This window comes from Sphingomonas sp. Leaf38 (genome assembly GCF_001421825.1).
In the GTDB taxonomy this organism is placed as follows: Bacteria; Pseudomonadota; Alphaproteobacteria; order Sphingomonadales; family Sphingomonadaceae; genus Sphingomonas.
In genome coordinates this window covers 1,376,134-1,393,040 of sequence record NZ_LMLD01000011.1, presented here as the reverse complement: position 1 = coordinate 1,393,040, position 16,907 = coordinate 1,376,134, and the positions used below count along the sequence as shown (strand labels likewise).

22 protein-coding genes are annotated in these 16,907 nt (G+C 62.4%); 15 read left to right on the top strand and 7 right to left on the bottom strand.

What is annotated here, in order from left to right; all coding sequences use genetic code 11:
- Positions 1-366 precede the first annotated feature (366 nt).
- The 3 genes from ASE88_RS13785 to ASE88_RS13775 are packed head-to-tail and all read right to left on the bottom strand — an operon-like array spanning position 367 to position 1,153.
- On the bottom strand, positions 367-669 hold the full coding sequence (locus ASE88_RS13785) for a hypothetical protein (protein ID WP_056478586.1): 303 nt from the start codon (positions 667-669) through the stop codon (positions 367-369).
- Positions 666-917, bottom strand: coding sequence for a hypothetical protein (locus ASE88_RS13780; protein ID WP_056478585.1), 252 nt, complete (start codon positions 915-917; stop codon positions 666-668). The genes ASE88_RS13785 and ASE88_RS13780 overlap by 4 nt, the downstream gene beginning before the upstream one ends.
- The gene (locus ASE88_RS13775; protein ID WP_056478583.1) at positions 917-1,153 is read right to left on the bottom strand and encodes a hypothetical protein; all 237 of its coding nucleotides are present in this window, start codon (positions 1,151-1,153) and stop codon (positions 917-919) included. The genes ASE88_RS13780 and ASE88_RS13775 overlap by 1 nt, the downstream gene beginning before the upstream one ends.
- 51 nt (positions 1,154-1,204) lie before the next feature.
- Here ASE88_RS13775 and ASE88_RS18450 point away from each other — a divergent pair, with 51 nt between their 5' ends.
- Complete coding sequence (locus ASE88_RS18450; protein WP_235527946.1) at positions 1,205-1,612, top strand: HIRAN domain-containing protein; 408 nt, start codon at positions 1,205-1,207, stop codon at positions 1,610-1,612.
- On the opposite strand, the gene ASE88_RS13770 is transcribed toward ASE88_RS18450, so the two are convergent.
- From ASE88_RS13770 to ASE88_RS13760, 3 genes are all read right to left on the bottom strand, one after another.
- A complete protein-coding gene (locus ASE88_RS13770; RefSeq protein ID WP_056478581.1) occupies positions 1,609-2,412 on the bottom strand; it encodes a DNA adenine methylase in 804 nt (267 codons plus the stop codon). The genes ASE88_RS18450 and ASE88_RS13770 overlap by 4 nt on opposite strands.
- Before the next feature lie 146 nt (positions 2,413-2,558).
- Positions 2,559-3,641, bottom strand: coding sequence for a phage portal protein (locus tag ASE88_RS13765; protein WP_056478579.1), 1,083 nt, complete (start codon positions 3,639-3,641; stop codon positions 2,559-2,561).
- Positions 3,641-5,425 carry a terminase large subunit domain-containing protein gene (locus ASE88_RS13760; RefSeq protein WP_414893899.1) on the bottom strand — a complete coding sequence of 595 codons (1,785 nt, stop codon included), beginning with the start codon at positions 5,423-5,425 and terminating at the stop codon, positions 3,641-3,643. The genes ASE88_RS13765 and ASE88_RS13760 overlap by 1 nt, the downstream gene beginning before the upstream one ends.
- Before the next feature lie 204 nt (positions 5,426-5,629).
- On the opposite strand from ASE88_RS13760, the gene ASE88_RS13755 reads away from it, so the two are divergent.
- The 11 genes from ASE88_RS13755 to ASE88_RS13705 all read left to right on the top strand — a co-directional run bounded on the left by ASE88_RS13755 (position 5,630) and on the right by ASE88_RS13705 (position 13,365).
- Positions 5,630-6,454 carry a GPO family capsid scaffolding protein gene (locus ASE88_RS13755; RefSeq protein WP_056478577.1) on the top strand — a complete coding sequence of 275 codons (825 nt, stop codon included), beginning with the start codon at positions 5,630-5,632 and terminating at the stop codon, positions 6,452-6,454.
- Positions 6,455-6,502: 48 nt separating this feature from the next.
- A complete protein-coding gene (locus ASE88_RS13750; RefSeq protein WP_056478575.1) occupies positions 6,503-7,570 on the top strand; it encodes a phage major capsid protein, P2 family in 1,068 nt (355 codons plus the stop codon).
- A gap of 94 nt (positions 7,571-7,664) precedes the next feature.
- Positions 7,665-8,414 (top strand): phage terminase small subunit, encoded by a 750-nt coding sequence (gpM, locus tag ASE88_RS13745; protein ID WP_235527945.1) that lies wholly within the window; start codon positions 7,665-7,667, stop codon positions 8,412-8,414.
- A gap of 110 nt (positions 8,415-8,524) precedes the next feature.
- On the top strand, positions 8,525-8,737 hold the full coding sequence (locus ASE88_RS13740) for a DUF6458 family protein (RefSeq protein WP_056478573.1): 213 nt from the start codon (positions 8,525-8,527) through the stop codon (positions 8,735-8,737).
- The gene (locus ASE88_RS13735) at positions 8,734-9,213 is read left to right on the top strand and encodes a head completion/stabilization protein (RefSeq protein ID WP_056478572.1); all 480 of its coding nucleotides are present in this window, start codon (positions 8,734-8,736) and stop codon (positions 9,211-9,213) included. The genes ASE88_RS13740 and ASE88_RS13735 overlap by 4 nt, the downstream gene beginning before the upstream one ends.
- Complete coding sequence (locus ASE88_RS13730) at positions 9,213-9,428, top strand: tail protein X (protein WP_056478571.1); 216 nt, start codon at positions 9,213-9,215, stop codon at positions 9,426-9,428. Before ASE88_RS13735 ends, ASE88_RS13730 begins: the two co-directional genes overlap by 1 nt.
- A 3-nt stretch (positions 9,429-9,431) precedes the next feature.
- On the top strand, positions 9,432-9,785 hold the full coding sequence (locus tag ASE88_RS13725; RefSeq protein WP_055878278.1) for a hypothetical protein: 354 nt from the start codon (positions 9,432-9,434) through the stop codon (positions 9,783-9,785).
- Entirely contained in the window at positions 9,785-10,306 is a 522-nt protein-coding gene (locus tag ASE88_RS13720) for a lysozyme (protein ID WP_082466545.1), read from the top strand. Before ASE88_RS13725 ends, ASE88_RS13720 begins: the two co-directional genes overlap by 1 nt.
- Positions 10,303-10,767 carry a hypothetical protein gene (locus ASE88_RS13715; protein WP_055878281.1) on the top strand — a complete coding sequence of 155 codons (465 nt, stop codon included), beginning with the start codon at positions 10,303-10,305 and terminating at the stop codon, positions 10,765-10,767. Before ASE88_RS13720 ends, ASE88_RS13715 begins: the two co-directional genes overlap by 4 nt.
- Entirely contained in the window at positions 10,715-11,014 is a 300-nt protein-coding gene (locus ASE88_RS13710; RefSeq protein WP_235527944.1) for a hypothetical protein, read from the top strand. The genes ASE88_RS13715 and ASE88_RS13710 overlap by 53 nt, the downstream gene beginning before the upstream one ends.
- Before the next feature lie 11 nt (positions 11,015-11,025).
- Positions 11,026-13,365 (top strand): hypothetical protein, encoded by a 2,340-nt coding sequence (locus ASE88_RS13705; protein WP_056478568.1) that lies wholly within the window; start codon positions 11,026-11,028, stop codon positions 13,363-13,365.
- A 7-nt stretch (positions 13,366-13,372) separates the two neighbouring features.
- Here ASE88_RS13705 and ASE88_RS18445 read toward each other — a convergent pair whose 3' ends face one another.
- Positions 13,373-14,416: a glycosyltransferase 61 family protein gene (locus tag ASE88_RS18445; RefSeq protein ID WP_082466544.1), complete on the bottom strand. Its 1,044-nt coding sequence runs from the start codon at positions 14,414-14,416 to the stop codon at positions 13,373-13,375.
- Positions 14,417-14,561: 145 nt separating this feature from the next.
- On the opposite strand from ASE88_RS18445, the gene ASE88_RS18440 reads away from it, so the two are divergent.
- From ASE88_RS18440 to ASE88_RS13685, 3 genes are all read left to right on the top strand, one after another.
- Positions 14,562-15,434 carry a CatB-related O-acetyltransferase gene (locus ASE88_RS18440; RefSeq protein ID WP_235527943.1) on the top strand — a complete coding sequence of 291 codons (873 nt, stop codon included), beginning with the start codon at positions 14,562-14,564 and terminating at the stop codon, positions 15,432-15,434.
- A 171-nt stretch (positions 15,435-15,605) separates the two neighbouring features.
- Positions 15,606-16,094: a phage tail protein gene (locus ASE88_RS13690; RefSeq protein ID WP_056478552.1), complete on the top strand. Its 489-nt coding sequence runs from the start codon at positions 15,606-15,608 to the stop codon at positions 16,092-16,094.
- Complete coding sequence (locus ASE88_RS13685; protein WP_056478550.1) at positions 16,091-16,756, top strand: phage virion morphogenesis protein; 666 nt, start codon at positions 16,091-16,093, stop codon at positions 16,754-16,756. The genes ASE88_RS13690 and ASE88_RS13685 overlap by 4 nt, the downstream gene beginning before the upstream one ends.
- Positions 16,757-16,907 lie beyond the last annotated feature (151 nt).

The window sequence follows — 16,907 nt, the reverse complement described above, 5'->3', positions numbered from 1 at the left end:
TCTGGGCGGTTCCGCCTGGCTATGTCATTGCCGCTTTTGCAACTCGAGAAGAACGCGGGCGGAGGGCGGGGGCAGTGAACGAATTGCGGCGACAGCTGCATCAATTTGCATCATCAGGTGTGCGATCAGATGGCCGCTGAAGCTATGCGTCGTCCTCCCTCCGCATCGCATCCGCCGACTGCATCGCGAGCGACATAAAAAGCTCGCGGGCGAGGCGGGGGTTCTTGCGCCGTATTTGGGGTCACCGAACAGTTGGGGCCTGGTAGGCACGGAGCGCCCCGTGGTGGGCACCCTGCCCTGCCGGCGGTAGGCGGCAACGCCTAGGGGCGGCCGGGCAAACGACCGCCCCTAGGGCCGCAGGATAGCTTAGATCCCCCCGCCTCTCGGATGCTGCAGGATATGGTGCCGATAGGAAAGGTCCGGATGAGGGTGCGGTTCATCGACACCCCATGATCCGCGCTTCGGTGAGTGCTGCGGTCCGACATTGCTCGGCACGATCAGGATGGTCTCGCTGCCCTCCTGGCCCATGATACGCTGCAGCAAGTCGTCAGTGAACGATTGCACGGCACGAGCGCCCTGCAGGTCGACGCTCATCCGTTCGGACTTACGTCGCACCGTCAGCGCAACCTCGATGATCATCCGCAGCTCTTCCCGGCTGATTCTGTTCATGGTCGTGCCCACAGGTCGCGGATGCCCAGCCCGAGCGGGCCGGCGCCAAGGTAGGCGCCAAGCATCCCGTGATCGCGCTCGGACAGCGCTATCGGCCGGCCGTCGTCGATAAAGCGCGCCAGGTAGCCCGGAGATCGGTCGATCAAGCGCGACAACGCTGCGAGGCTTTCGCCCCGCTGGTTGACCGCCAGCCGCAGCGCCTGACGCGGATCAGCCGGCGATAGCACTAGGCAAAGCTTCGCGCTCATCAGTATGCCAGCCAGTGCATTTCGGCGTCGTCGATCGCCGCGAACGCGTCGCCGTCGGCCGACATCTCACGCAGGCGCTTGCGAACCGCCTCGGGATCGCCGTCTCTCGGGAACTGCCGATCGCCCCGCGCCGCTTCGGCAACACCATCGATCCAATCTCCCCGATCACGCTGCCGTAGCAGCCATCGGCCGAACGCTTCGGGCTTCGCCTCGATCACATCCTGGTCGTCGTACATCGCTCAATCCTCTTGCCGAATCGACGCCGAAATCTATACGGCGTTCCCGTTATGTTCTCAAGTGGAGTGCGCGTGAACGAGTTCAGTACGGCGGTTGTCGGGATCCAATATCCGAACACCGATAAGAGCGATCGACGGTATGAGGCCTTACTATGCAAGCCAGGGGACGAGGTGCGGCTCGTGGCAGAGCCGCGAAACAAATATGATCCTCGTGCCGTTGCCGTCGTCAGCGAACGCGGCATCCAGCTCGGTTATCTGGCGGCGGAGCGGTGCGGCTGGATCGGCAGCAGGCTTGCGGCCGGTGAAACTTGCATCGCGATATTCCAGGGGCTCGACACCTACACAGTTACAATCCGGCTGAGGTTTGGTGGCGATCGTCCCACACTACCGGCACCGAGACCGCAACCGGGAGTATGGGACGAATATTGTCAGCTACCTCCAGAAGAGTGGGCCGCTTAGATCGCGAAGTTCGACACGATCAGCTCGCCGACGCGCTTAGCCGCGCCAGTGCCGACCGTGTACGTCGTGTCGGTTGAATCGACGTGGAACCGCGCGAACGTTGCGCGCGCGCCGGGCGTGTCGTTGATCGACAGGATGAAGCGGCCCTTGATGCCGGCGAGTTGGTCGGCCAGCTGGTCGAAGTCGGCGCGGCTGAAGACGTCCTGGCCGTAGTCGGTCTCGCATCCCCAATAGGGCGGGTCGAGATAGAACAACATTCCGGCGCGATCGTAGCGCCGGATGAAGTCGGCATAGCCGAGTTGCTCGATCACGACGCCGGCCAGCCGCTCATGGATATCGGCGAGCATCGGCTCCAGCTTGGTGACGTTGAACCGCGCACCGACGGTCGTGCTGACGCCGAAATTCCGGCCGTTCACCCTCCCCCCGAACGCCAGGCGCTGAAGGTAGAGGAACCGGCAAGCGCGTTCGAGATCGGTCAACGTCTCGGCCGGCGTCGCCTTCAGCCGTTCGAACTCGGCGCGAGCGGCCACCCGGAACCGCAGCATGTCGATCATGTACGGATAGTGGCGCTGCAGCACGCGGAAGAACGTCACGACATCGCCCGACACGTCATTGATGACCTCGACCTTCGGCCGCGATCGGCGCCGCAGGAAGACGCCGCCCATGCCGACGAACGGCTCGGCATAGCCGTCATGGTCGACACGCTCGATCATCGCGACCAGACGCGACGCCAGATTGCGCTTGCCGCCAATGTAGCCGGCCGCGGGTGCGACGGGCCGAACAAAATTAAGGGTGTTCACTTTCTGTTCTCGCTTATAAGGCCCGCACCCCGCGAATCGGTGGGGTGCGGGACGGCCAGTGGCCGATGGTCGTGGCGAGACAGATCCTCGTCGGTTTGCCGGGTTGCACCCCGGCATCCCCCGCCCGGCTATGCCGGACGCGAAAGCTATTTGACCGCAGCAGGCGCGCGCGCTGTGAATCGGACGGCTTCGAAGCCGAGGCGATCATTGATCTCAAGGAACGCCGACTGCAGCGGCCGGATCTCCAGCTCGAAGAACATGTCGACGGCCTCGCTGATCTTGCCCAGCTGCGAGCCCTGCGCCGGCACGATCCCGAGGACCGACGGCGGCGTGCGATGCGCCGCCAGCACGTCGTCGCGCGTCGCGTTCTTGATCCCGAGAAACTCGTCCTTGGCGCCCACCTCGGCGATCGGCAGGATCTTGATGCTGCCCTCCTTGCCGCCAGGCGCATGGACGAACAGGTTCTTGAAGTTGCCCGGCCCCTTCGAGTTCTTCAGCGCGTCGCGCAGGGCGTCGGTATCGTTCTCGTCGATGTCGCCGGTGGCATAAAGAATATAACCGGCGTGGCTGCCGTTCAGATAATAGCGGCGCCGAAACAGCGTCGCCGCCTCGTTCAGCAATGCCGACTGCAGTGCGCTGAGATATTCCGGGACACCGTAGATTTCCTGGTTGATGTCCGGCTGCATGATCTGGATCACGCTGTCAGCGGCGAACGCGGTCGGCGCCGAGATCCCCGGCGCCCAGAAGAACTCCCCGTCGATGATACCGCGCCGCGTATATTTCGCGAGCGCATGGTGCAGATCCATCACCCTGCCCAGCACGTTCTTTCGCGCTTCGAGATAGGCGTTCCCGAACACCAAATAGTCCTGCACCGCCTTGCCGAATGCCGAGCGCGACAGGATCGGCGTCGGGTCGCCAGCACTCCGCGGCACCGGATCGAACGCCGAGGTGACGAGGTTGCGCTTGAGCATGATTGCCGAGCTGTGATGCGGCGACACGCGGAACGCGCGCGCCAGGCCGTCGAGCGATAGAGGCGGCTCGTACCAGCGGTCGTTCCGATAGCATTCGACCATATCCATGATCTCGCGCCGGTTCAGCACCTCGACCGGCTCGCCGAACGAAAATGCCTGCACGGCGGTCGACGGACTGGCGGTCGCCTGCAGCGCGTCCTGACGCGCCGCGGTGGTCTCGCCGCGCGACATACGCTGCGCCCGGTTTCGCTTGCTCATCAGAATAGCTCCATTCGTGTTTTCGGGCGCGCCTGGCCGTCGAGGGGTTCGTTTATGAAGATGTGCATCGCCGCCCAGGCGAGGTCGCCGTGCCCGACCGCCTCGGTGCGGCTGGTCTTGAACGTCACGCTCTTGCCGCTCTGGGTCAGCGCCTTCTTGATCGACAGGAACGCAGACTGCAGGTCGATCCAGCCGGCATCGTATTCGACGCGCTGGCGGGCGAAGGTGTGCTGCGCCTTCATGACCAAGCCGGTCTTCACCTCGAGCGAATATTCGATCGCAACGACGCCGCGCATCTTGTCGCGCAGCAGCTGGTAGACCGCGGCGCCGACGCCCTTCTTGTCGATGCCGAGATAGGTGCAGGTGTACCGCGCCAGGCGCGAGAGGATGAACTCGGCCTGCGCCTGAAAGTCACCCTTGATCTGATGGCGTTCGAGCAGGCGGAACTTGCCCCCGGGGCCGGCGGGCGGCAGCGCGATGACGAACCCGGCATTATCGCCGTCCTCGCTTTCTTGCGGATCGAACCCCGCCCACACCTCTCGGTTGCCGACCGGCCGCTTCGCCAGCATGTCGACGTCGGTCCAGTCGACCATGGCGTCGACCGTGCAGCGCTGCAGTTCGTTGAACTTGAACGCCGACAGGCTGTCGTCGACGAACTGGCACATGAGCAGGTTGGCGAATTCGTCGGGCGCATATTCGATGCGCAGCTCGTCGAGATTGAACAGGTCGCAACCACGCGCCGCTGCGTCCTCGATCGTAACGATCTGCCGCCACACCTGGTCCTCGCACAGCACGCCCGCCTGCAGGCGGGCGTGCGTTACGTCGATTTCGATCCGGTCGGCCTTCTTGACGCGCCGGTTGCGCCGCTCGCCCGTCCAGTATGGGTGCCCCTGATGCGCGATCGTTGACGGCGTCGAGAAATAGGTCCGGCGCCAGCGCTTGTGCATCGCCATCGCGCTGGCGACCTTGTTCAGCTCCTCGAACTCGTAGGTCCAGAAGAACTCGTCGAAGTAGAAATTGCCGTGATAGCCCTGCGCGGTGCGGGCGTTGGTGCCGAGGAAGATCAGCTCGGCCGCGGGCTCGCCTTCCGGCATCGTCTCGGCCGTCACGACGATCGGGTCGCCCTGCAGCTTCACGCCAACGCGCGCGGCAAACTGGACGATGTAGTTGCGGAAGATATGCGCCTGGTTCTTCGACGCCGAAAGGAAGATCTGGTTGCCGCCCCCGCGTAGCGCGTCGAGCAGCGCCTCGCGGGCGAAATACCACGTCGCGCCGATCTGCCGCGACTTCAGGATCATGCGGGTGCGCTGATCCTTCGCCGCCCACCAGTCCTCCTGGTAGCCAAACAGCTCCTCGTGGAAAATCTGTTCGAGCTGCTCGACCTGTTCGGTCGTGAAGTGGTTCTTCTGCTTGCCGGGCTTGCGCTCGCCGGCATTGCGGTTGGCGACCTTCTCGTTGAGATCGCCCTCATGCCCGCCCGGCGCTTCGAACCGCCGGACACGCGCGGCCGACGTCACGGCGCGCATCAACAGGTCGATCTCCTTCAGATCACCCCCGGTTTTCTTATCCTTGGCGATCAGCCCACAGAGCCGAGCCTCGAGGTGATCCTCGATCTTGGCGATGCAGGGCGCATCGTCCCATTTGCCACGCTGCTTCCAGCTTTCCACGGTCGCCCGGTTGAGGTGCAGTTCCTCGGCGATCTGGGTAACGCCCCAACGCTGCCAATACAGGCTGCGCGCCTGACGACGCACGTCCACCGGAATGGGAAACGTGGAGGCTGGCAGGGGCATGCCGGTATCGGCGGGAAGTTTGTCCATGACGCGGCGAACCTAGCCGGGCGCACTCGCCAGAACTTAGCGCCGGCTCTTGTAGAGAGGCTCTCTACAAGACCGCTCGCTTGAGAAGCTGAGCAGTTTCGGTCCCTTTGCGAGCTTCCAGATGCCGCCCGACGCGGCCCACCGATTTCGAACCCCGAGGGACCGACCGCCATGGGCACCAAGAACAAGTTCTTCCGCGCATTCGTATCCGGCGCGACGATAAGCGACGGGCGCGTCATCACCGACGAGATGATCGATCAGGTCGTCTCGACCTTCAACGCTGAAACCTACAGCCCCCGCATCAACATCGAGCATCTCGCGGGCTACAGCCCCGAACCACCGTTCAACGGTTACGGCGATGTCGTCGCCGTGAAGGTGCAGAGCGATGATTTCACGATCGACGGCAAGGTCGAGAAGCGCAAGGCGTTGTATTGCCAGGTCGATGCCAACGACCAGCTCGTCGCACTCGCGAAGGCCGACCAAAAGCCTTATCCCTCGGTCGAGCTGACGCCGAGCTATGCCGGCACCGACAAGATCGGCCTGATCGGTCTCGCGTTCACCGATACGCCGGCATCGATCGGCACCCAGCGCCTCCAATTCTCGCGCACCGCCCCCGGCACAGTGTTCGCCGCTTCGCCCGATGCGGTAGCGCTCGAATTCGAAGCCAAGTCCGTCGAGCCGACCAGCATCGCCGACGCGATCAAGGCAGGCTTCGCTGGTGTTGCTGCCATGTTCAAGGCCGGCGAACCGGAGAAGCCGAAGCCCGAACCAAAGCCGAAACCGGCGAACGACAACGATCTCGCCGCCTTCGCGGTCGCCATGGGCGATACGATGGCGACCACGCTCGCGGCCGCACTCAAACCGATCACCGATGCCCATACGTCGATGCAGAGCGAGTTCGCGACGCTGAAGGGCAAGCTCGAAAAAACGCCTGAGCCGCAGTTCGGCCGTGCGCCCGCCAATGGTGGCACGGGCGATCTCGTCACCGACTGCTGACGCCAGCCCCCCTTCGACCCGCACGATATCCGCCCAGGAGCCGCCCCCATGCTTAACGACACCCGCCTGAAATACGATGCCTACACGATCCAGATCGGCAAGCTGAACGGCGTTGCCGACACCGGCAAGTCGTTCACCGTTGCCCCCGCGGTCGCGCAGACGCTCCGCGGCAAGATTCAGGCATCGAGCTCATTCCTGACCAGCATCAACATCATCCCCGTTGTCGCGCAGGAAGGCGACAAGGTCGGCGTCGGCGTGAAGGGCACGATCGCCAGCCGCACCGACACGCGCGTTCACGATCGCCAGCCGCGCTATCCCGGTGATCTCGACGAGACGCGCTACCGTTGCGAGAAGACCGACTTCGATACGCTAATCCGTTACGAGACGCTCGACGCCTGGGCACACCAGCCGAATTTCCAGCCGCTGATCCGCGACGCGATCGTCAAGGCCAAGGCGCTCGACATCATCACGATCGGGTTCAACGGCACGCACGTCGCGGTCGAGACGAACCCGACCACGTACCCGCTGTTGCAGGACGTCAACATCGGCTGGCTGCAGCACATCCGCCTCGATGCGCCCGCCCGCGTGCTGGCCGAAGGCGAGCTGAAGCCCGCCACCCGCGTCAACGGCGTCGTGACCGTTGCCGGCGCGGTGTACGTCGGTGCCGGTGAGGTCGGTGAGGATGTCGACTACGTCAACATCGACGCGCTGATCTACGACGCGATCGAGCTGCTCGATGAGAATTACCGCGATGACACCGACCTGGTCGTGATCGTCGGCCGCGATCTGGTTCACGACAAGTATTTCTCGATCGTCAACGCGGCCGGCGACAAGGCGACCGAACTGCTCGCGCGCGACGTCCTTCTGTCGGCGAAGAAGCTCGGCGGATTGGACGCAGTCCGCGTCCCGAAGTTCCCGCGTAACGCGCTGCTCATCACCACGCTCGCGAACCTCTCGGTCTATGAGCAGATCGGCACCGAGCGCCGCAAGATTGAGGACAACGCCAAGCGCGACCAGGTCGAGAATTACGAGAGCGTCAATCAGGCTTTCGTGGTCGAGGACATGGGCAAGGTCGCGCTCGTCGAGAACATCGTCATGGGCAAGAAGCCGGCCTGATCAGGCCGCCCTGCCCCCACCAGTTAGCCCGCTCTCCACAGGACATGCCATGAGCCTTGCTCGCAAACATCGGGATCGTATCCTTGCATCCCAGATGGCATCTGCTCCCGTCACGGAGAGCGGGTTATCCCATACCGCCTCGGCGCCAGCGTCCGACGCGGGCACGCCCGCCGAACGCGCTGCGGCGTCGATCGCGATGCGGCTGCAGCATGACCTGCGCCGGCTGAAAGAGATCCAGTCGATCCAGCGCAAGATCGAAACCAAGCGCGAGCTGTTGCCCGCCTATGCCGATTGGATTGCCGGACTGCTCGACGGAGGTCGCAATGCCGGCGTCGGTGTTGCCGAGGACGTCCTGCCGACCATCATGGTCTGGCTGATCGATACCGGCGACTATGCACGCGCGCTCGAACTCGCCGACCATGTCGTCGCCTATGACGTTCCGCTGCCGTCGCGCTACGAGCGATCGGCGCCCACGCTGATCGTCGAAGAGATCGCCGACGCCGCGATCCGGGCGCAGACCGCGAAACAGCTATTCCCGCTCGACGTCCTCGAACACGTCGAAGAGCTGACGGCCGACGCGGACATGCACGACCAGGTGCGCGCCAAGCTGCACAAGGCCATCGGCACCGAACTGGCGCGCACGGCCGAGGATATCGATCCGACCAAGCCCGAGTTCGTGGTCGCGGCCGTCCGCGCGTTGGCGCCGCTGCGCGAAGCCGTCCGCCTGCATGACCGGGTCGGCGTCGCCGGCCAGATCAAGCGGCTCGAAAAAGCCATCACCAAGCGCGCCGAACCGACGACGGTCCCGGCCGCTCCAGATACCGCCGGTCCCACCGGCTCCTAAGCTCGCCCCCGGCGCTCGGGGGCGGATCACGCGGGATGGGAGGGTGCTTCGGCACTGAGGGCCATCGTCCGACCCTGATCCCCACCCCCGAGATTTCCAAGGATCAACCGATGGCTGCCCTGTCGCAGATGTGCGCTCTACTCGCTCTCACACTGGGCCTCGGCGTCGGCGTTGCTCTCACGCTGGCCGGCGCCGTCATCGCGCTGGTCAATTCGCCTGAGTACCGTGACACCGACGATACCGTGCTGGGATGGATCCTGTTCATCGTCGGCCTGGCGATCTTCATCCTCACCGCCAACGCGATCTGCGCGAACCTCGCATGACGCTCAGCTTCAACCCCACCGTCGTGTCGGACGATCCGGCAGCAGCCGAGGCGATCGTCGTCAACGATGGCTGGTATCCGAACATCGACCCGATGCGGCTGCGCGCCGAAGCGCGGATCCGCGATGGCGTTCTCGCCCCGCGTCTGCGCAAGGAGATCCTCGCCGCCATCATCACGGTCGGCGACAACCTCGATACCTGGGCGGAAACGCAGCGCGCCGCGGGATATGCGACGCTCGCGGCCGTGCCGGCGAAAATGATCGACGGGCAAAGCCGTCTGCTGCTGCTCTATTTCAGCGCGATCGCCGATGAGACAAAGGCCCGCATCATCGAGGGCTATCGCGACACCGATCTGACCGGTCGCGGCGACCGGAAGGTCGAGGATCTCGAACCGTCGGTCGACGAGCTGCGCCGCAACGCCATCCAGGCGGTCCGCAGCATCCTCGGCCGCACCCGCACCCGTATCGAGCTGATCTGATGGCGGACGTTATCCGATCGCAGCAGGGCGACACGCTCGACGCGCTGATCTGGCGCGAGCGCGGCCTTGCCGCGGCAAATCTCGCCCCGGTCCTCACCGCCAATCCCGGCCTAGCCGGGCTCGGTGCCGTGCTGCCCGCCGGCACCGCCGTCACAGTCCCTGCCACCGCGCCGGCCGTCACCGTTCGCGACATTATCCAGCTTTGGAGCGATTGAACGATGAAGGATCTCCTCCACGAATTCGGGACGTGGCTGCTGGCGTTCGTCATCAGCCTCGTTCCCGCCGGCCTCGGGTCGATCGTCAGCCTGCTGGTCGAAACCGGCCTCACCTGGGGGCAGCGGATCGCGCAGGTCTGGGTCGGCATCGTCGTCAGCTACTTCGTCACCAACGCGGCCGGCGCGATGTTCGGCATGCACCCGTTCGTCTCGCAGGCGATCGGCTTTCTGGTCGCCATGGTCGCCTTCAAGGGCGCGCCCGGCTTCATTGCCGGCTGCAGCGCCGTCCTGGCCGAACTCCCCGGCAAGCTCAGCGAGCGGCTGCTCGCGCTCATCCCGCGAAAGGACCCCAAATAATGCCTGGTTACGGCCCGCCCCCGACTTCCTCAGCCAAGCCCCCCCGCAAGACGCTGATCGGCGTGATCGGCGCGGCAGCGGCGCTGATCGTCACGCCGTTCGTTTCCGGCTGGGAGTCGGGCGGCACGCCGCGGCTCGTCGCGTACCAGGACATCGTCAAGGTGTGGACGATCTGTGGTGGCGAAACGCTCGGCGTAAAGCCCGGCATGGTCGACACGGTAAAAGGCTGCGAACTGCGCGAGGAAGCCGCGCTCATTCGCCACGCCGAGCCCGTTCTCGCCTGTACGCCGACGCTGCGCGCGCGCCCTAACCAGCTCTCGGCTGCGATCAGCCTCGCCTACAACATCGGCACTGCCGGATACTGCCGATCGACCGTCGCGCGCCGTTTCAATGCCGGCGACTGGCGTGGCGGCTGCGACGCTTTCCTCATGTGGAACAAGGCGGGCGGCCAGGTGGTCCGCGGGCTCGATCGTCGGCGCCGTGCCGAGCGCGACCTCTGTCTGAAGGAGCTGCCCCGATGATCCGCACCCTGTTCGCGAAGGTGAAGGCCGAAGCGTTCTTCCTCGTCCTGCTCGCCGTCGCGGCGGTCGGCGCGTGGCTCTACGTCCAGTACCGCCAGGTCAGCGCCGACCGCGACGATCTGCAACACCGCGCCGAGCTGATCTGCGCAGGGTCGGGCACCGACTTCACGGCGATCGGCAAGACCGCCCGCGGCGTTCGCTGCACGCAGACGGTCGCCGGGCTGGTGAAGTTCAAGGCCGACAGCGACCAGCTCGCCGCGCGCACGCTCGCCGATGCGCTGGCCGAACACGACGCCCGACAGAATGACGACACCCGCGCCGCGCGCGCTGCCGCAGAGGCAGCAAGCTCGGCCGCACACCGAATGGAGATGGCAGATGCGCAAGCTGAACGGACGAACCTTGTCGATCATGAGTGGTTTCGCGCTGTCAACGGCGTTGCCGGCCTGCACGCGGCACGCTGAGGCACCGCCCGCGGTCGTCTCGACGCCGATCGCCGTCAAGGTGAAGGACACGCCCCCCGCCGCGCTGCTGACGTGTGCCGAGCGCCCCGATGGCCTCCCCGAGGATCCGTCGCTGATCGCGCAGATCCCGACCAGGATCCGTTCGGGCATCATCCGCCTGGCCCGTGCCTTCGCCAGCAACGCCGATCGCAGCGACCGCCTGGTCAACTGGATCGATCCCGGCACCTGCCCTACCCCCAAACCCTGACGGAACACCGCATGACGCCGACCAGCGCCCGTATCGACGAAGACTTCACCGCCCGGTTCTACCGTCGCGAGCCGATCGTGCTCGAGCTGCAGCTCGAAGACGCGGACGGCGCGGCCGAGGATCTCGCCAACCGCCGGTTCTTCGCTGCCTTGTATCAGCCGAGCGGCGAGGTGTTCGACCGCGTCGAGGCGACGATCGCGAACGGTACGAACGGCCGCCCTTACCTTTCGTTCGCCTTCCACGGCGACATCACCGACGCGCTGTATGAGCAGCAGCTTCTCCGATACGCGCTCGGCGAACAGCTCGACAGCGGCCAGGATGTCATCGTCGATGGCGTCCTCAAGATCCTGCCGGCACCAACCGGGACGGCGACTACCACCGCGGCGATCGTCGATGGCATCGCGACCCGCTTCATGCGTCGGCTCGAGGTTGCCGGTCGGTCGCGGATCGTCGTTTCGGAGCGTGGACCGGCGGGGCTGTCAGCAGCGCAGATCGCCGTCGCTGCCAACGATATCGACGAGCCTACGCCGAAGGCTTTCATGGACTATGTTAGGTCGATGGCCGGCGATGTCGCTAACGAGGCGGCGACGACGAAAGTCAACGACCTGATCACCGCAACCGGGGAGGCATTCAGCCAATCTCAGGCTGACCTTGACGCTCATCTCGCTGGTAAGGATGCGCAGATCGATGCAGCTGTCGTGGACGCTCAAACAAGCGTTACGGGATTCCTGGCGGGTGCTCAGGCGCAGCTCGATTCGAAGGCCCCGAACGCGCTTTCGCCTTTCGGGGCTACGGCACGGGCTGCGCTAGATCGCGCAATCGATGTCGTGCACAGCGCCGATATTGCCTGTATCGATGCGACTGGAGCAATCGATAGCGCGGCTGGTATAAGTCAATTGTTCTACAAAGCCGCACTGCTTGGAAAGACAGCGCTTGTTGGTCCTGGCCGATATCTGATTGCCGGCGCAGGATCGAAATTGGGCGGCATTCGGGTCCAGATGACGAAGTCTTTGCGCGTCAGATGCGATCCCGGTGCAGTATTTTTCACGGACAATATCGATAACGACATGATCGTTATAGAAGCGCCTTCGGACGGTGCGGGAATTTCGTCCGAACTCATCGAGATCGTCTGGGAAGGCGGATGGATAGATCACAGCAAGCAAAAGGTGCCGACGAGCGTCCCAGATCTCGCGGGATACCCACCCCCGGCAGGCCTAGAAGGCTCACCTGGAAGTGTTTCGGGCATGACGATCCGTGGCTATTACTTCGCCTCCGATGGCACCACATTGAAGCAAGGGTTTCGTCGGGTGGTGGTGCGCGGACTGACGACGTATGGCGGGAAGCATTGGCAGCTCGCGGGTGGCGATACCGGCCTTGCGATTGGCGACGGTTCGGGCGAGGTTCTAGTTGAAGGTTGCGAGCATATTGGCTCGCGCGATGTAGGCCAATATTTGACCGGCAGCCAATCCAGGTTCACGTCCAAGTGTAATCGATTTTCGCACTCCTACAGTGGCGTAGGCTTCAAGCGTTCCACCTCCTTTTGGGTATGCACTGACAACCATTTCGAGAACGTATGCCGCGCAATCTCAACGTCGCGCATCCTTGGGCGGGGCGTTATAGCCGGCCACGCCAGCGGTAATTCTTTTCGGAATTGCAGCCAGTTGTATCGGCTAGCCGAGACGATCGGCGCAGTTGTGGAGGTTGGCACGGCGGAATTGATGGGCGCGCTATTAGCGGACGGCACCAAGTTTCCCGGATACCCCTTGGTCGTGGTCAATCTTGCGGGCTCTACGTATTGCCAAGTCAGCGACGGGCGCGTTCTGAGCACCGATCCCACGAACAGCGGCTATGCGATGATCTCGTACGAGAGCACGACGATCAACGGAGTGACTACCCTTTCGCAGTACAATTGGCTTAGGAACGTCGTCGGGATCGCTGGGTGCACAACGGGCGGAACCGAAATCCCAGGGCAAAGCGACAATAATTATTTTGAAGGGGTCGTCGGCTATCAGGATACGGTCCCGCAATATCCTCAGGTTTCGGCGAGCAGTCACGTTCTGCGCCGCACCGCGAACGGGCAGCCGGCATTCCGGACTCAGATATTGATGGACGATGGCACGCCTGCAAAGCCTATTATTGCGCGAGTTAATCAGCCCAGCACAGGCATCTACTTCGACACGAATATCGTCGCGTTCGGGATCAACGGCTCGAGCCGGTTGTCTGTTAACACGATCTCGGCGACGATCCGAATGCCCGGATATGCGAGCGACGCTGCTGCGGCGACGGGGGGGCTGGTCGCAAACCAAACGTACTACAACCCGACGACGCGAGCAGTTTCTATCAAGTCATGATCGCGGTTTATAGCGCCCTTCGAGCAGCACAAATTTCATTGAGCTGCAAATCGGCAAATTTTTCATCTCCACCAAAATACTCGTATGCATCCGCACGCTCTGCCTGTTCATAAGCACTAAGCGAAAATGGGCCAGTTATGATGCCTTTCGATATCATGTCCTGATGGAGCGCCTCAGGTTTTAGCAAGTAGCTCGGCGAACTCGGCCCTCCCTTTCCACGAACGTTCGTACGTCGAACGATCATCGCAGGATCACCAAGTACTGAAAATGATGCTCTCGGCGAAACATGAGGCTCAAACAGCTGGGTCGTTCCATTCCTTCGAGGTATCATGTAGATCTTTGCATCGACTGATGTCAGAAGCTCTATCGAATATATGCTACTGCCTTCCATGAATACGATCGTTTCAGCGTTTCTTAGTATAGACGTTTGTAAATGAATATTCATCGTTTCAGGTTTGAGGTATACGTAGCCGTTCTCTTCGAGGGTATTGGCAAAATAGCTCTCACCTATAACCGTGCCTTTTGCCACCATGTGAATCCTCCCGAAATACACTTTTTTGGGAGTATCCGAGATGCGCTCAAGCGGCATATTCTTCAGGTATTCTAAATATGAAGCGCTTGGCCCAATACCAAGCCGACTTCCCGGTACCGCGAACTCCATGTTTTCAAACACCCCGGTATGGCGGACTAATCGGATATGGTGTCTCTCAACGCCGAAAAGGCGCAGTATTTCATATATCCAATCGGTCGGCTCTTTCGTCTCCTGAAGCTTCGCGAACACAACCTGCTTGTGAACCTGTGGATCGAAGGCCCAAAGCCTAATGACCGAGTCTACCAACAGATGCCCAAAATGCACCTTCATAGGCCCACCGTACAAAAATGTGCCGGTTTCTATACGGATTATCTTTTGTACTGATGGAGGAGTAAATTTGTCTAGAAAACCGGTTGCGTCTTGAATACGACCATGCGCAGGTATTTGCGAATGGTCGGGGCCACCCACCCAGCTTCGCTCAAATCGCGAAACAAATACGTCTTTCCTCGACTCGATCATATCCGCCGCTGTCCATGCCAAATTCGGTGGGCAGCCTAGCAGCCCACCTCACGATGACAAAACCGAGCATGCGCCGTAAGCCGTCGTAGCTGGTCGGTGCCAGCGAGACTTGAGCCGCCCCATCAAAAAACTAGGAAGGCCATTTATGCTGTCATTCGACAGAATCTCACGTCGCGCTTGGAAGCTCCGTAGCCCAACGACGATGTCGGTTTCGGCGGACGCCATGTATTTTATCGCTGATGGCCGCCTTGCGGGTTACAGTCACCGGAACGAGCGGGGTTGGCGTATTGAGGACGGCAACCTGTGTTTGGTGAATGGCGACGACGAAGTCACAACACGGTTCACGGTGAACGATGAAATCGATGGCCGGTTGTTCCTATCAGGTCGAAGCCTTTTATCTCGCAGCAAGATCATTGCGCTCGACGAACAAGAGCCGCTAGCAAGCAGGGTTGGCCTTCGAGAGACTTTTGCAAATGACATCGCGAAGCATGGATGGGAAATTGGCGAGCATAGCTACGGCAACGTATCGATCGCCGAAAGGCGGCTCGCTAAACTTCATGTTGGGAAATATTGCTCAATCGCCGGCGGCGTAACTATCGCACTAGGAAATCATCGAACCGACACCTTCACGTCCTACCCGTTCAGCTCGCTCAAGCGCTATTGGCCCGGCGCTCCAAATGTTGCTGATCACGACACCAAAGGAGACGTCAGGATCGGCAATGATGTTTGGATTGGCAACGGCGCATTTATATCTTCTGGCATCTCGATCGGCGATGGCGCTGTAATAGGTGGGCGGAGTGTGGTGACGCGCGACATCAAGCCGTATGAGATCGTCGTCGGCGTTCCGGCAAAGCATCTTCGCTATCGATTCGACGAAGCAACGCGCGCAGCGCTATTGGCAATTCGTTGGTGGGCTTGGCCTGATCATATTGTCGAGGCAGCGCTGCCAGCGATCATGTCCAGCGACATAGGAGCGCTGGCGGATAAAGCTGCAGAGCTTGGGATGACCACCGGCTAGCAGACAGCCGACTATCAAAATTGCGAACGTCTTGGGCAGTCTATTTTCTGGCCGGCTCCAGGCATGGCTGGAGACCATCATAAACAACAGTAGCTTCGCGGCCCAGGCAGTCGCGGGCAGGGATGACGAATGACCGCGACAGTTGTAGACTGTTTAAAAAGGGATTCTAATATGAAAAAGCCCGAAATCCTGCGCGATCTATTATTTGCCAGCGTGCCCACGCTGGCGAAGAAGCGGGAGAACCTGTCGATGTTCATCGACAAGGGACGCATTGCCGCGCGCGCGACCGGCTCGCTGTCGTTCGAATACCGCTACACCCTGTCGATCGTTGTGCAGGATTACGCTGGCGACCTCGACGACCTGGTCGTGCCGATCCTCGCCTGGATCGCCGAGTATCAGCCCGATCTGATGGAGCGCGGCGAGCAGGAACCGTTTAGCTTCGAGTCCGAGATCCTCGACAGCGACGCGGCCGATGTCGAGATTGGCATCGAACTCACCGAGCGCGTGAAGGTCGAGCGTCGTGACACCGGCGGTACGCGCGTCACGCATCTGCCCGAGCCACCCCGCACTGATGCCTTCGCCGGGATCGGGCACGTGAACCTGTGGCAGGTCGTGCTCGACGACATGGTCGCCGGGACGGTCGAAACAACCCGCGCATGAGCGACGACTTCGAACAGATCCAGTCGCTTGCCGGCGCGCTGCTGCGCCAGCTCGGCGCGTCGGAGCGGCGATCTTTACTGCGCCGGATGGCTCGCCAGGTGCAGCAGAGCCAATCCGCGCGGATCGGGCGGCAGGAAGCGCCGGATGGCAGCAAGTTCGCACCGCGCCGCGAACGCCGCGAGCTGAAGCCGGGCAACTATGCGGTCAAATTCCTTTACCCGAAGGGCGACGCGAACGCGCGCGTCGTGTTTCTGAAGAGCTGGGTCCACGACGGGCCGCTGATGACCGGCTTCGACATCGAGGCGGGCGGGATCCGCAGCTTTTTCTACGACAAGGTCGAAAAATACCTGCCAGTCGATGCCGGTGAGCAGAACGCCGGTGCCGGCAAGCTGCGGCGTAAAGGTACGATTCGGCAGAAGGCGATGTTTCGCAAGTTGCGCAGTGCACGCAACCTCCGCGCCGGCTCGACCGATCGCGAGGCGTGGATCGGCTTCTCCGGTCGCGCGGCCGAGATCGCGCGCGTTCACCAGGAGGGCTTGCGTGATAAGCCGTCAAGAAAGGGCCGTGCCGTTCGCTATGCCGAGCGCGGCCTGTTGGGGGTGACCCAGGCCGAGCAGTCGCGCGCGCTCGACATGTTGCTCGAACATGTCGCAGCCGCTTGATGGCTTTCTGGTGATGGGCTGGCGAGTCTCTATACTGACGGAAGCCTCGACCGGCACCTTCCCCATGAATGCTCAGTTACGCCCTACCGTGCTAATTTCTCCATCCCCCTGGTCGGGCGGTAGTTCAGGAACGCGAGCACCCACACCGTTG